At 39.4% G+C, this 14413-nt stretch carries 13 protein-coding genes and 1 pseudogene; 2 read left to right on the plus strand and 12 right to left on the minus strand.

The features are described from left to right. The 3 genes and pseudogenes from QZ565_RS03930 to QZ565_RS03940 all read right to left on the minus strand — a co-directional run. Positions 1-73, minus strand: a pseudogene (locus QZ565_RS03930) (YqeG family HAD IIIA-type phosphatase); the annotation flags it as partial. Positions 74-89: 16 nt separating this feature from the next. Further along, positions 90-995 carry a magnesium transporter CorA family protein gene (locus tag QZ565_RS03935; protein WP_261045217.1) on the minus strand — a complete coding sequence of 302 codons (906 nt, stop codon included), beginning with the start codon at positions 993-995 and terminating at the stop codon, positions 90-92. 51 nt (positions 996-1046) lie between these two features. Beyond that, positions 1047-1613: a mechanosensitive ion channel domain-containing protein gene (locus tag QZ565_RS03940; protein ID WP_295525925.1), complete on the minus strand. Its 567-nt coding sequence runs from the start codon at positions 1611-1613 to the stop codon at positions 1047-1049. Between the two features lie 151 nt (positions 1614-1764). On the opposite strand from QZ565_RS03940, the gene sstT reads away from it, so the two are divergent. Both sstT and QZ565_RS03950 read left to right on the plus strand, forming a co-directional pair. Next, complete coding sequence (gene sstT, locus QZ565_RS03945) at positions 1765-2970, plus strand: serine/threonine transporter SstT (RefSeq protein WP_295525928.1); 1206 nt, start codon at positions 1765-1767, stop codon at positions 2968-2970. A gap of 67 nt (positions 2971-3037) precedes the next feature. Further along, complete coding sequence (locus tag QZ565_RS03950) at positions 3038-3991, plus strand: aromatic acid exporter family protein (RefSeq protein ID WP_295525931.1); 954 nt, start codon at positions 3038-3040, stop codon at positions 3989-3991. 50 nt (positions 3992-4041) lie between these two features. On the opposite strand, the gene QZ565_RS03955 is transcribed toward QZ565_RS03950, so the two are convergent. From QZ565_RS03955 to secY2, 9 genes are all read right to left on the minus strand, one after another. Then, complete coding sequence (locus QZ565_RS03955) at positions 4042-4266, minus strand: accessory secretory protein Asp5 (RefSeq protein ID WP_084862904.1); 225 nt, start codon at positions 4264-4266, stop codon at positions 4042-4044. 4 nt (positions 4267-4270) lie between these two features. Then, a complete protein-coding gene (asp4, locus tag QZ565_RS03960) occupies positions 4271-4450 on the minus strand; it encodes an accessory secretory system protein Asp4 (RefSeq protein ID WP_045604814.1) in 180 nt (59 codons plus the stop codon). Position 4451: 1 nt separating this feature from the next. Further along, positions 4452-5789 (minus strand): accessory Sec system glycosylation chaperone GtfB, encoded by a 1338-nt coding sequence (gene gtfB / locus QZ565_RS03965; RefSeq protein ID WP_295525938.1) that lies wholly within the window; start codon positions 5787-5789, stop codon positions 4452-4454. Further along, positions 5782-7293: an accessory Sec system glycosyltransferase GtfA gene (gtfA, locus tag QZ565_RS03970; RefSeq protein WP_295525941.1), complete on the minus strand. Its 1512-nt coding sequence runs from the start codon at positions 7291-7293 to the stop codon at positions 5782-5784. Before gtfA ends, gtfB begins: the two co-directional genes overlap by 8 nt. An 11-nt stretch (positions 7294-7304) precedes the next feature. Continuing rightward, entirely contained in the window at positions 7305-9677 is a 2373-nt protein-coding gene (gene secA2 / locus QZ565_RS03975) for an accessory Sec system translocase SecA2 (protein WP_295525944.1), read from the minus strand. Beyond that, a complete protein-coding gene (gene asp3 / locus QZ565_RS03980; RefSeq protein ID WP_295525947.1) occupies positions 9670-10110 on the minus strand; it encodes an accessory Sec system protein Asp3 in 441 nt (146 codons plus the stop codon). Before asp3 ends, secA2 begins: the two co-directional genes overlap by 8 nt. Beyond that, the gene (gene asp2 / locus QZ565_RS03985) at positions 10107-11642 is read right to left on the minus strand and encodes an accessory Sec system protein Asp2 (protein ID WP_295525950.1); all 1536 of its coding nucleotides are present in this window, start codon (positions 11640-11642) and stop codon (positions 10107-10109) included. The genes asp3 and asp2 overlap by 4 nt, the downstream gene beginning before the upstream one ends. Beyond that, positions 11626-13206 carry an accessory Sec system protein Asp1 gene (asp1, locus tag QZ565_RS03990; RefSeq protein ID WP_295525953.1) on the minus strand — a complete coding sequence of 527 codons (1581 nt, stop codon included), beginning with the start codon at positions 13204-13206 and terminating at the stop codon, positions 11626-11628. Before asp1 ends, asp2 begins: the two co-directional genes overlap by 17 nt. Before the next feature lie 9 nt (positions 13207-13215). Beyond that, positions 13216-14413 (minus strand): accessory Sec system protein translocase subunit SecY2 (gene secY2, locus QZ565_RS03995; RefSeq protein ID WP_295525956.1); only part of this gene is annotated, 1198 nt, incomplete at its 5' end.

Raw genomic sequence — 14413 nt, forward strand, 5'->3', positions numbered from 1 at the left:
CCTGCAGGCTTGGGACTGTCAGATCATAGACTGCTTCCACAGCAAAATCTGGCATGTAATTTTCAATCGCCATTCTGGCTCCTTCTCTTTTATTTTCTAGTAATTTTCTTCAGCCATTGAGATAAGGCTGCCCATAAAATCAAGCTAGCCATTAAGATATAAATCCAAGCATTTGGCTCTTCTGTAAATGGTAGAGGAACATTCATTCCGAAGAAACCTGTAATAACCGCAAGTACTGCTAGTAAGACGGAGACAATAGTCAAAATTGACAAACTATCATTCAAGTTATTGTTTAGGATGTTGTTGTAAGAATCTGAGAGTTGTTGCAAGACTTGAGAAATCAAGTCTGTCATAGACACCAACTGATGGGCTTCAATCATGGCATCATCAAACTGCTCTCGTTCGACATCATTAAATCTCCGATAAAGAGCATGGCCCTGGATATGTTCCAAGAGGAGTCGATTTTGTTTTGCTGCTGCTGTCAAGTAAACCATACCAGTCTCCAAGTCAGAGAGGGCGAAGAGATTTTTCTTTGTTGTAGTTTGACGTAGCAAGGCACTAATTTCGTCCTTACTTTTATCCATCTCTTCAATGACAGGATAATAAGCGTTACTGATAATCTCTAAACCAGCAAAGAGAAACTTGTAAATAGAAAGCGACTCATGGCTATCCAGATAAGCTGACATCTGATCAATGACATAAGCATTCTTATGGTTGCTGATGGTAATCATTCGTTGTCTTTCGACGATAAAGGTCATGGGAATCGCTTCATAATATTCTTTGTCTTTTTCTAAATCAAGAACATTATAAATAAAGGTTACCGTCTCCGTTTCACGGTTATAATCCATATGAGCTCGTTCATTTCTATCCAGAGCATACTCAATGGTTTCCTTGTCCAATCCATAGATGTCAGAAAGATCTTCCATATTTTTAATCTTATCCACATCAAGGTCTATCCAGGTACAACCATTGCCCAACTGCTTTTCTAAAACCATCTTTTCTCCTTTATTAAACTCTTTCTATTGTACCATAAATCTGCTAAAATTTCAGGCCTGGTCTGTACGAGAGAAATTGCTGACGACGGTGATATTCCGATTGGGAACGAAGTGCAGAACCTGGTCTTCTCCTCTGAGTTGCGTTGTTCGAATGCCGACACTGACAACCTTGCCCGAGACAGTAATAGGACCATTTGTCAAAACGACCTCATCTCCCACATCCAGTTGACGTTCAAAGAGGATGAAAAAACCATTGATGACATCAGACAGAAAACCTTGGGCTCCCATACCAATAGCCACCCCAGCTATCCCAGCACCTGCTAGTAAACTAGAAACTGGCAAACCCAAAATAGACAAGATACAGTAAAGCAAAAAGAAATAAAGGGTATAATTAAACACATTCTCTAATAAACGTGAAATGGTTTTCTGACGCCCGACATCATGACGAGACATTTTTAGAGAAGGTTTAACAATTCTCTGCACCATGGTATGGAGCAATTTCTTAGCTATATAAAAGAGTAAAAATAAGAATAACAGAGAAAGTAACTTGGTTAAGATATTTTCAATAATCGTTGTAACATCAAGCTTATTGAGGTAGGTTTGAATAAATTCTTTCATAGAAAACTCCTTTCATTTATTATACCATACTTTCACAAGTGATGAATCTCCATAAATATTCAAAAATAATAGCCAAAATAGACAGAAAATTCTTGATTTTAGCTCATATTTATACTATAATCATAAACATTACACAACAAAGGAGATTGTTATGAAAAAAATCATTCATGCTTGGAATAAGGCAAGCCTAATCAAACGGATTTTGATTGGTATGCTTATTGGAGGAACCCTAGGACTGACACTTCCTAACATTTCAGGAATTGGTCTACTCGGAGATCTCTTTGTTGGCGGTCTAAAAGCCATCGCACCTATTCTAGTCTTTGCCCTCGTTGCTAACGCCCTTTCCCAACATCAAAAGGGACAAGATAGCAACATGAAAACGGTTATCTTCCTTTACTTGGTAGGAACCTTTGCAGCGGCACTTGTTGCTGTCCTAGCAAGTTTCATCGTCCCTGTTGAGATTACCTTAAATAGTGCCAATACAGAAATCGCACCACCAGATGGAATTGGCCAGGTCCTCAGCAACCTCTTGCTCAAACTGGTTGACAATCCAGTCAATGCCCTTGTCACAGCCAACTACATTGGTATCCTATCTTGGGCAGTTGTTTTCGGGATTGCGATGAGAGAAGCCAGCAAAAATAGTAAAGAATTGTTAAACACCATAGCTGATGTGACTTCTAAAATTGTCGAATGGATCATCAACCTAGCTCCATTTGGAATACTTGGCCTTGTCTTCAAAACTATCTCTGATAAGGGAATCGGCAGTCTTGCTAACTACGGAATCTTGCTTGCCCTCTTGGTGACAACCATGTTTTTTGTGGCTCTGGTAGTCAATCCACTAATTGCCTTCCTCTTTATGAAGAGAAATCCTTATCCCCTCGTTTTGAAATGTTTGCGTGTCAGTGGTGTGACAGCCTTCTTCACTCGTAGTTCTGCGGCCAACATCCCTGTCAATATGAAACTTTGCCACGACCTCGGACTAGATCCAGATACCTATTCGGTTTCTATCCCACTCGGTTCTACTATCAACATGGCCGGGGCAGCGATTACCATTAACATTTTAACCCTTGCTGCAGTAAATACTTTGGGAATCCCTGTTGATTTTGCGACAGCCTTTGTCCTTAGTGTAGTTGCCGCAATCTCAGCCTGTGGTGCTTCTGGTATTGCGGGCGGTTCCCTCCTTCTTATCCCAGTTGCTTGTAGCCTTTTCGGTATTTCTAACGATATTGCCATGCAAGTTGTTGGGGTTGGTTTTGTGATTGGGGTCATCCAAGATTCATGTGAAACAGCTCTCAACTCTTCAACAGATGTCCTCTTTACTGCCGTTGCCGAATACGCGGCAGCCCGTAAAAAATAACTCATAAAGGCAAGCCTGCTCAGGTCTTGTCTTTTCCGCTTTTATTCTAACTTACTAGGAAATCCTTATGTCTATTAGCCAACGTACGACCAAGCTCATCTTAGCTACCTGTCTTGCCTGCCTTCTTGCTTATTTTCTCAATCTCTCCTCAGCAGTTTCAGCTGGAATCATCGCCCTCTTGAGCCTATCCGATACCCGTAGGAGTACCTTAAAACTGGCCCGCAATCGACTCTTTTCCATGCTTCTAGCTCTAGCTATTGGTGTTTTGGTCTTTCACTTGAGCGGATTTCATATCTGGAGCCTTGGCCTCTATCTGGCCCTATACGTTCCTCTAGCCTACAAGATGGGCTGGGAAATTGGCATCACACCAAGTAGCGTTTTGGTTAGCCACCTCTTGGTGCAAGAATCAACCTCTCTAGACCTTCTAGTCAATGAATTCCTTCTCTTTGCTATCGGTACAGGATTTGCCCTGCTTGTCAATCTCTACATGCCTTCCCGAGAAGAAGAAATCCAGCACTACCACACGCTGGTAGAAGAAAAGTTAAAAGATATTCTCCAGCGCTTCAAATATTATTTATCAAGAGGGGATGGACGCAACCGAGCACAGTTGGTTGAAGAATTGGACACCCTTTTGGAAGACGCCCTCAGACTGGTCTATTTGGATCACTCAGACCACCTCTTTCACCAGACCGACTACCATATTCACTACTTTGAGATGAGACAGCGACAAAGTCGCATCCTGCGAAACATGGCCCAGCAAATCAACACCTGTCACCTAGCTGCCAGTGAAAGCCTGATTTTAGCCCAACTCTTTTCAAAAATTGCAGGTCAACTAAGCCAGACCAATCCTGCTTCTGATTTGCTAGATGAAATTGAACGTTATCTGGAAGTCTTCCGTAATCGCAGTCTGCCAAAGACAAGAGAAGAATTTGAAACCCGTGCCACCCTTCTTCAACTCCTACGTGAAGCAAAAACCTTCATCCAAGTAAAAGTTGACTTTTACAAAAAATATGGACAGTAAAAAAGAAAACTTCAGACCAATCACAAAAGGTGAATATCTGAAGTTTTCTTTTATTTGTAAGTTATCACCATAAAGGTTAGTAATAAAACGAATAAGGCCAAACTCACCAATAAAGTGAGCACCTTTACCAAGGTGTTGCTCTGCCAGTAACTTGGTTTACCAATATTACTAGTGGCATCCATGGAAAATAGTTGATTTTCACGGGGTTGTATGGTTACCAATACAATCAAAGCAAGAGAGAGGACAATAGCTAAAACAATCAGAATATCAGTCATAGGCCTACCTCAAAATTCCTAGCAAAGTAAAGAGTAAACCAACCAGAATCATCAAGCCCAGTAAAAGTGAAAAAGTTTTACTAATCTTTTCCCCTCGGGTTTCTTTTTCTTTCTTGATAGGTTTTTGTTTCAACTCTTCCATGCGACCTTCAACGTCTTTGTAAAATAAATCCTCATCTGACATATTAGCCTCCTAAAACAGTTTGCATGGTTTCCTGATATCGCACCAAGTCAACATAATTTGCATGTTGACCCTGCTTCCCAAGTGCCAGACTCATTTGGGTAACATCTGAAAGGGCCAGTTTAATGGTCTCAACCAAAGCAGAAACTTCTCTACTTTCAAATAGATGATCAGGAGCGATATAGAGTCTATTGTGTACCGTTTGGTTGAATCCCAGAATCAAGAGATTGTGCTCAAAGGCCTGACGTACCGCCTGCAACAACTCATTACTGTGGTTGATATCCAAGTAAATATCCGACAACTGATACAGTTCCTGAATCTTCTGTGGACTAGCGTTCTGGTAAAGTACCACATTAGGATAGCGAAGCATGTCTAAGAGCTTAGAAGACATCTCTGTCACCGCCGCGATACGAAAGGTAACATCAGGCAAGACTTCTACGATTGCTTCCACTTGCTCAATCTGATCTGAGTTGGTCAAGATTAAGGCATCTCGTCTTAGGAAATTATCGCGTTTAAACTGATAATGGTAACCTAAGTGCACAAACTGAGCATGGTATTTCTCGTCAGTCAACTCTAAAGCACGTTCATAAGTCGCCTTGTTGGGAATGATGATTTTTTTAGTACGCACATCATCGCTTTCCAAAATCAACTGCATATTGCCTGGAATAGCATCATAGAGAGGTTCCTGCCACACCAGGATATCTGAGCCAGATTTATCTGGATGATGGAAGGAAACCAAGAAAGGAGTCGCTAAGGTATTAAAGATAAGCTGACTTGTATCTATTTCCAAATCTTGCAAAAAGAAGGTGATAAATTCAACCTTATTTGCAAAGTAACGCATGGACTGACCAGGTAAGGTCAATAATATATCACCCGTCACATGGTTTTCAAGTAAAACTTCCTGACTATTGACATCTTGGTAAACCGTCATCACCGGCTCACTATCTGCGCTAAAGGTTGTTGTAGCAAAGCAAGCTCCGAAGCGATTGTAATGGTCAACCTGACGGACTCTACCTTCCAGGTCTTTCCAATCTATCTGTTTTACCAAGCGAGCCTGCATTCCATCAGCATAATGAATGACGGCCCTCTCCTGCGTCATATCTTCAATACGAGCAGACTGATTATTGCCTGAAATTTCCCAAAAAGCTGGAACAGGGACTTGGTTGAAATAGAGAGGTTTTCCCTTTTCATAGCCTAGATAATAGGTAAAAGGAGAAACCAGACCATCAGGCAGAAAACCATCTGCATCGATGACCACTCCAAGTTGAGAAAGACCAGTAGCGACTAGACTTTCATGTAAATCTCGACTTTCCTGACTATAACGATCATAAAGTTCAATCATGGAGCACCTCCTCTACTGTTTTCTTCCACTTTTCTAAAATTTCTTCGGTTAAAAAGCCTTCTGCAATTTGATAAGAATGGGCACGCATACCCTCTAGACGATTTTCTTGATACAATTGACAAATCTTAGCTGCATAAGCTTGCTTGATTTGATCCTCCACATGGTCAGATGAACTTGGAATCAAATAGCCATTTTGCCCATCTTCTATAAAGGTCTGATTGCCATAAGGCACATCAAAACCAATTAGAGGAAGGCCTGAACCAATCGCTTCCATCAGAGTTAATCCAAAACCTTCACTGGTTGAAGCCGTCAAGTAGACCTCATACTGGCTATAAATCTGCGAAAGTTCCGCATGCCCCTTGAGTTGAATATAGTCCTCTGCCTTATGACTAGCAATAATTTCTCTAAGAAGAGAATCTTCTCCGCCGCTACCATAAATATCAAAGGTTAATTCAGGAATTTCCTTACGAGCTTCAATAACTGCCTTGACCAACCAATCAATGTGTTTTTCTTTGGCAAGACGTGAAGCAGTAATCAATGAAAAAGGCTTACGTCCTTGACTTGACTCGGTCAAGGAATCAATACTTCCTACAGGAATGGTAATAACCTTTGGTTGGTGCTGGGTGTATTTGGCAAATTGCTCTTGCAACACTTCCTTTTGTCTATCAGTTGATACGATAAAGAAATCAACCTTATCCGCATTGGTAAACTGATAGTCGTAATAGTTATTCCAAAGGATATAGTCCTCATTTGTAGCATTTTCACTATAATGCTCCGCGTGAACGACTACCGCTAGATGAGCTGCTTGTGCTTCCTCAAAAACAACCTGTCCAATGCCTGTCTCCCTATCCAGAATGACTAAATCAGACTTATTTAAATTCAAGGATTTCATAAAAGCACGCATGAAAGCTGGTTTCCCATAGAAAATCTTATCCTTAAAACGATAAATTTCTTCCTTCCCTTGATTCATCAAGATATCATAGGCTGGAGTCCCGTCTTCATTGTAAAAAGTTCGTTGGTATAGGACCGCAACATTGTCCTTGGGAGCAAAATATTCGCTACAATAACGCGTATAAGAAAAGTAATCCTTTCGAATCAAATTTCCTTTAAAAACATACTCTACATACTGGACCAAGTCCTTGTCCTCATCAACCAAATAACAGGTAACAAACTTATCTTGGTCAGAAAAGAAGACACGCAAAACCTTGCCATTCTTTTCTCTACGACTTTCAACACCGTCAAACTTAGACAAAACATCCTCAACCGTCACGCTAGTCGGTGCAATCTTGATATCTGTAAAGTGATTATAAAGCCAGATAACTTGCTCATCATCAAAACCAATATTGGCTGTTAAGTGCTGAATGTTATCCGCTAAAATCATATCTGTAAAGATAAACTTAGAGGACAGATTTAATTTCCAAAAAACACCAGCACGGTAGGCTTGGGCGTATTCAACACCGCTACTAGCCCATCCAAGTCCTAAATTTATATTATAAATTGTCATATTTTCTCCTCTTATGGAAAATGAGTCATAATCTCACCCTTAGAAGTGACTTCAACCAAGCCCATCAGGAGATTACGAACCATATCCGCACGGATTTGTTCTTTCATAGCTTCAAATCCCGCGTAGGCTTCTTGATAATACTCTACAATCGGGTTTTTCTGACTAGCAGACTGACCACCTATAGCCATAGATAACTGTTGTAGATAGTCTACCTGCTCTACCCAGTTGTCATCAATAGCCTTGAGCATGGAGAGTCGTAAAAACTGTTCATACAAGTCGTGTTTCTCCAGTAATTCCTTCTTTTCAGAGAGTTCTCTATTCACAACTTGTTGAATAAAGTTGCGGACTTGTTTCTGATTAGATAGGTCTAGATTATCTGGAATCTCCTTTACATGGAAACTGATATTGGTAACAATAAAGTGAAACAGTAATTCACGACTGGCATAGTGTTCAGCCGCTACCGCTTCTGTATATCTCTCGATGATATCCAAAACTACATCTTCTAAGTCACGAGAACCATCTATTAGACGATTGCGTTCCTTGTAAATCATATCCCGTTGAATATTCATACTTTCAGCATATTCTAGAGTCTGACGGCGTGCCGAACGTCCAGCACTATCACTGGCATGCTGAGCCCTTTCGACCAGGTTACGATACTTACGACCTTTGAGAATTTCTGGTTGCGTCATATCTTGAACTTGATAATCTTTATACTTCTTATGAACCCAAGATGGACCAAATTTCTTGATAACATCATCTTCCAGTGATACAAAAAACTTACTCATACCTGGATCTCCTTGACGACCAGAGCGGCCACGGATTTGAAGGTCGATCCGCTGACTTTCCATCCGCTCTGTTCCAATGACAATCAAGCCACCAAGTTCAGCGACTCCCTTACCAAGTTTGATATCGGTACCGCGTCCTGCCATAGATGTTGCAACTGTTACGGCCCCCATCTGGCCTGATTCTGCGATAATTTGGGCCTCACGCGCAGCATTATTAGCATTGAGGACATTATGAGCTATTCCCTCACGAAGCAAGAGTGATGAATAAAGCTGAGACATTTCAACTGAACCTACAAAAACCAGTAAGGGATTCCCCTTAGCATGATACTCTTTGATGTATTCCAAAGACGCATAAACTTTCTCTGGTAAAGTCACATAGAGATTATCGGGATAATCAATTCGTTGCTTAGGACGATTGGTTGGAATCCGAATAACGGCCATATTATAAGTCTCAAGAAATTCTTTTTCTGCTACCTTTCCTGTCCCCGTCATCCCAGATACTTTTTTAAACATCTTAAAGAGACTCTGATAGGTGATGGAAGCCATGGCTCTCGTTTCAGGAGACAACTTCACATGTTCTTTGGCTTCAATGGCCTGATGAAGACCTCCCTGTAGTTTGGTCATTTCCATTAAACGGCCAGTCCCCTTATCCACCAATACCATCTCATTTCCACGAATGATATAGTCCTTGTCTTTAGTATAAAGTTTATGGGCCCGAATCGCATAAACTAAATGACGAGCAAAGGACGCATGTTCTTCCTTATATAAGTTGTCAATTCCTAGGAAACTTTCAGCAGACTTGGCCCCCTTAGTAGTAAGCCAGACCTCCTCCTTCTCCTCTTTGAAAATATAATCTTCTCCCTCGACCAGCGTTGTCACCAGTGTATCAATGATCCCATAGTAATTAGACTGAACACGAGGAGAACCCGCAATAATCAAAGGAGTTTGTGCACTATCAAGCAAGATATCATCAATTTCATCAATGATGACATAGTTAAAAGGTCGCAAAAACTTACCTTCTTCATTCGAAGCCAGATTATCATTTAGATAATCAAAACCTAAATTACTATTGGTTGTGTAAATGATATCCAAAGCATAAATAAGCTTCTTTTCTTTAGCTTTCATTTCCTTCTTTGAATCCCCTGTAAATGGCACCCCAATTGTCAAGCCTAAGAAACGATAAACTTGGCCCATTTCCTCTGCATCACGTTTTGATAAATACTCATTTGGCGTAACAACCATCACACCTTCTCCTGAAAGAGCGTTCAAATAGACCGGCATGGTGGCTGTTAGGGTTTTCCCTTCACCAGTGTTCATCTCAGCAACATTTCCGTAGTGCATGATAATAGCTCCCATGACCTGAACATCATAGGGGAACATCCCTAAGATCCTTTTGTCCGCTTCACGCACCACAGCAAAAGCTTCTACTAAAAGATCATCTAGACTTTCTCCTTTGGAAAGACGCTGACGAAACTCCACTGTTTTAGCCACTAATTCTTGATCCGAAAGAGAGGACATCTTGCCTTTTAAGCTATTGATCCTCTTTAAAATCTTTTTCACTTTCCTAAGCTGGAAATCTTGACCTAAACGTCTAAACACTTCTAATCTCCTTGATAGAAAAATGATAAAAAGTTAAAGATTCAAAACCAGCACTTAAAAGAGCAACTTGATAAGTATAACTATCCTCTGGATAAGTAAATATAAAATCTTTCACTTTTTCTACCTTTTCTTCTAAAATATCACCATAGCGGTCAAAAAAAGTTATCTTGGTATAAACTCCATTTTCAGGCTGACAATCAAAAACTAGTGATAGTTGATACTCCTGATTTCTTTTTAGTAAGGGAAGCTGGGGCTGAGTCCGTGCAGCCTGGTAATTGACACTAGAAAACCAAGTCTTGAGAATTTCACCAGATGGCAATAGAGGATTATACAGACGGACACTTTTGTCAGGGTAATAAGATACAGTTGACCCGTACATATAAGTCCCGCCAACTTCTCCCCAATGAATAGACTGTCTCTGTGTAATAATCATTCTTTCTCCCTTCCAAAATCACTTGCTAGTACCATTCGATAAAAGTGAAGAAACCAAGCAATATTGGTATCTGTATCATCATTGTGTCGTCCAGCAGTTCCTTTAGATAAAATCTTGGCACCTGTATTACATAAATAAGTAACTAGATTCTCATAAGCCTGAGGATCCATTTCTTCATCTTTCATATAGGACAAACCAAAGGTTGTCTTTGAAAAATTTGCTTGTTTAAATATTTTCCAAAAACGCTGATCCAACTCCGTCATATCTTGCAAACTTCTCCCACCTGTATGGTGAATTAAACAATCAAAAGCCAAGTTAGAGACACCCGGTGCGTCCAAACGTCCACGGCTAGCTATGGTTCCTAAATTAGCCAAGGGCTTACCGACTATGATGGCATGAGGTTCAAAAGAAGCACCATAATAGAGAGCCGGAAACGTTCCCATAGAAAGACCTGATAAAATCAAATCCTTTCGATCAAAGCCTAAATAATCAAGATAGTGAGCAATCGTCTCTTTGACCTTTCCCTCTAGCTCATCTGTTCCTAGATAAAAAGCTCCCCCTTCTAAACGTGGATCAGAAAATAAAATGAAGGGACATCCTAGGGTTTTCATCATAAAGTAGCCCTCGAATCCTTCTGCAGGTCGATAACCTGAAAAATAGACAGCTAAAGGAGGCTTAAAATCACCTGGATGGAAGAAATAGTTTATTTCATCACGTTTGGAATCATGTAGGATATTCCCACCAAGCACAAACTTACCAAATTGTTTTCGACTCCAACGTTGGTGAAGATTACCTAGTTTGATAGTTCCACGACCTCTTGCTTCAACAGATAAAAATATCAAAAAATTAGTATCTATACTATCTATAACGATAGCTTTTTCCAAATCTGCTTCAGTATAAACTTCTTCTTCAAAAAAATGGTCTATATTCCCTTCAATTATCTTTCGGACTATAAACCTAAACTCACAATTCCCCTGTTTTTCATACTCTAGCCATAATTCTATAGGCAAATTTTTATAAACCATAAAATTATGAGACCAACAGGCCAATTGATGAAAGTTCGTTCCAAAATCACCTTCTATCATTACATGCTCCAATCCTTGATAAGATATAGAGCCTTCAAAAGAAGAATGAATTTGAATATTTGACGGAAATAATTTATCCCCATATCCCCCACTAAAAAGAGAAGTGGATAGGTCCTGCAATAAAGCCTGCGGATCCGAAAAATCTACGGGCTGTGCACATTGTTTTTTTAATATATCTAAAAGAAGGGGATCTGTCGTCTTAAAATCCTGATTATAAAAAAGACCATGAGGTTCGAAAAAATTGGTAAACTCAAGGACATCTGTTAAAGAGTTCCCATCTTCAATCAAAACAGCTTGAAAACGACTGATAGTATCTATCTCGATCATCTTGCGCAATGCCTTGGAAGACCGAGGGCAAACAAAATACCAGTCCATATTTTCTGGGATTTCATATTGATGAGACCAGTTATCAAGTCCTATTTGTAAAATTTTAAGACCTTTTGACATGTCTAGCCCCCTCTGTCCATTTTTTTAACTTTTCAATAAATTGTTGTCCAGTGTGCTCCTTAATCTTATCAATCGAATAAATCAAGGACTCATTCCACTCTTTCAACCTATCTGTGTAATAATGTGCAGCCTTAGAAAATTCTGTCACATCTGTCAGCAAATAACCATTTTTTAAATGTTCAACATAGACAGTTTCAACTAGGTTGAGTTGAGGAATTCCTGCACTAATACCAGCTATCTGTGTGTAGAGATGAGGCTGTCTATTTAAATCCACAATCAAACGGACAAATTCTAGTGTTTTTATCAAATCTAACTCATCATTCAAATTGACAAACTGTATGCGTAAGTCCTGGTGTTGATTTTCTTCCAGAGGATTTTCTGCATCACCATAATCAAGTGCCTTTCCCAGACTTTCGAATTGAATGTTTTCTTGGATGAAAGACTCAACAATCCTTTCAACCTCATTCATTTGCTCCTGACTAGCAGCAAAGGCTCCAAAAATCACCTCAGTATCTTTATTTTCAGCGACAAAGGCCAAGACTTGAAGTAGAGCTTGATTATCAATTCCCTGCTCAAAATCCAGTTGATAATATATGATGGATTCTTTCTTAGTTTGACTTCTACCCAATCGTAATCGGGTGTCAAATGATGATAAATGATAAAATTGATGCATTCGTTCAGGATACAACTCCTGCAACAATCGTAAACTATCCTCTCTATCCACCAAAATCAAATCTGATTTTTCAAAAGTTGAATCTAAATCTCTAAAGGTGTCTTGAGGATTACGCCCAATGAAAAGACTCAACAGTTTAGGATTGGCACTAGGTAAACGGTCTAATACTAGCTGGTCATGGTGAGGATGAGAAGGAAGCATAAAAATATCCTGATCCTTCACATATTTTTGCAGATAATTCTCAAAAAATTCTGTCACCAAATCTCCCATGTCTTGATAGATGAGCGCTTTAAAGCGATAACCAAAAATTGGATTGACTTCTACCCGTCCGCCTTCTTTTAAACGCTCTCTAAATTGCCACACTCCCTTGGGATTCAAATATTCTTGATAGGCCGCTTGCCCATCTTCAAAAAAGATAACGCTCGATACAAATCCACGATCATCCATGATATAGTGCATATGTATTTGACCATTCGGTTCAAAATACTGTATATCACTGATGAAACCTTCAACCCCATGTTCAACCTTAGCAAATTTCTTCCCATTTTTTTGAACGATAATCGTAAAGGGACTATAAATAAATTCACAGTCATTATCCCACTCAATATCTCGAATGCTTAAAACTTGGGTATGGGGATTATGAAAATCTTGCATAACATCAAAAACGGAATAAGTATCCGTTTCTAACACCCCATGTCTATGTAAAAAATAACGTAGATGAGGCTGGTAAGCTAATACTAATAGTCGAGAATCTATATCTTGCCTTTGCAGGAGTCGAATTTGATGAAAAGTATCATCAAATTCAAAACGAAAATGAGAAAAGTACCATGGAGTGATAGTTGCATGCCATGTTCTTTCTGAACCATACCAAGCTGGAATAAAATAATACATAAAAGTCTCCTAAATCAAAGGTTTATAGGTCTCATTTAGCCTTAAAGCCTTGAACTCGTCTCTAATCGTAAAAATCATGCCCCCAAACATCAAGAACAAGCCTGGAATCATTGCCAATCGTAATAACTTTTCATCATACAAAACAAAAAGCATGGGACCACCTGCCATAATCACATTAAAGAGACCACCTATGACTGAGAAACGAAGGACCAATCGATTAATAAATCGACTAGTGTCCTCGCCTGGATAAATTCCATAAATGTATTCTCCAGATTTTTTCATGCGATCTGCAATCTCTTCACCATTCATAGTAACAAAAGCAAAAATGATACTAAATAAAAATAAGACCGAAATATAAACATAGACCCACAACGGCTTTCCAATCATAAATTCCCTTGATAAAGTCTCCAATCCTGAATGATTAGGGAAAATAAATCCAAGCAAGATGAACAGATAAGCTGGTACACTCAGGAAACTCATCACATACATATAAGGCATCCCACCTGCAGGATTCAACATGATTTCGAGATAAGAATAGCGTTTAAAACGATTGTGAAGTCCTATCTTATTGACTGGCACTAGATAACGCGCACGATACATAATGGAAAGCAAGTAAGAAAATATAATGGTCATAAAAATAAGCAAGACAACAATCCCTGTTGGGATATGAACCAGTTTAAAAGTTTCAATAACATCCTGGGGAATATTGATGATAATACTAGATAAGAGAATGACAATGGATCCCCCTACCCCCATACTGGCATTCAAATCTGACAACCACACCAGAAAAAAGGTCCCCGCTATTAGTAATAAGGTATTTATAAGTATAACCAAGACCGAAGAATAGGATGCTTGTATCGGTAAACTTAGAGAAATTGCCAAAGATTGAATAACAGCAATCAGCAAGGTCAGATACATTTTTCGACGATCTTGAATTTCAATCGCTGTAGAATTCAAGCCTAACTTTTTCGAAAAAGAAAACATCTGCCATAAAATCATCGCGGACATCCAAGGTGATAATCCTATAGAAAAAAGCGATAAACTTCTTAGGTTCCCACCTGTAAGAGCGGCTGAGAAGGCTAGATAGGCTGTTGAACCTCCTAAAAAATCTTTACTATTTAGGTCAACAAAAGGTAATGTTAGTCTGCTTCCTACAATATAAATAAGAATAAAAAAAATCGTCATAAATCCTTTTTTTAATACAACA

It is taken from the genome of uncultured Streptococcus sp. (assembly GCF_915066115.1).
GTDB lineage: Bacteria > Bacillota > Bacilli > Lactobacillales > Streptococcaceae > Streptococcus.

Coding starts and splice junctions, on each gene's coding strand:
- gtfA (WP_295525941.1), bottom strand. CDS start 7,293: ATGACAATTTATAATATAAATTTAGGACTTGGATGGGCTAGTAGCGGT.
- asp4 (WP_045604814.1), bottom strand. CDS start 4,450: ATGTCAGATGAGGATTTATTTTACAAAGACGTTGAAGGTCGCATGGAA.
- QZ565_RS03935 (WP_261045217.1), bottom strand. CDS start 995: ATGGTTTTAGAAAAGCAGTTGGGCAATGGTTGTACCTGGATAGACCTT.
- QZ565_RS03950 (WP_295525931.1), top strand. CDS start 3,038: ATGTCTATTAGCCAACGTACGACCAAGCTCATCTTAGCTACCTGTCTT.
- sstT (WP_295525928.1), top strand. CDS start 1,765: ATGAAAAAAATCATTCATGCTTGGAATAAGGCAAGCCTAATCAAACGG.
- asp2 (WP_295525950.1), bottom strand. CDS start 11,642: ATGTCAAAAGGTCTTAAAATTTTACAAATAGGACTTGATAACTGGTCT.
- asp3 (WP_295525947.1), bottom strand. CDS start 10,110: ATGATTATTACACAGAGACAGTCTATTCATTGGGGAGAAGTTGGCGGG.
- QZ565_RS03940 (WP_295525925.1), bottom strand. CDS start 1,613: ATGAAAGAATTTATTCAAACCTACCTCAATAAGCTTGATGTTACAACG.
- gtfB (WP_295525938.1), bottom strand. CDS start 5,789: ATGATTGAACTTTATGATCGTTATAGTCAGGAAAGTCGAGATTTACAT.
- asp1 (WP_295525953.1), bottom strand. CDS start 13,206: ATGTATTATTTTATTCCAGCTTGGTATGGTTCAGAAAGAACATGGCAT.
- QZ565_RS03955 (WP_084862904.1), bottom strand. CDS start 4,266: ATGACTGATATTCTGATTGTTTTAGCTATTGTCCTCTCTCTTGCTTTG.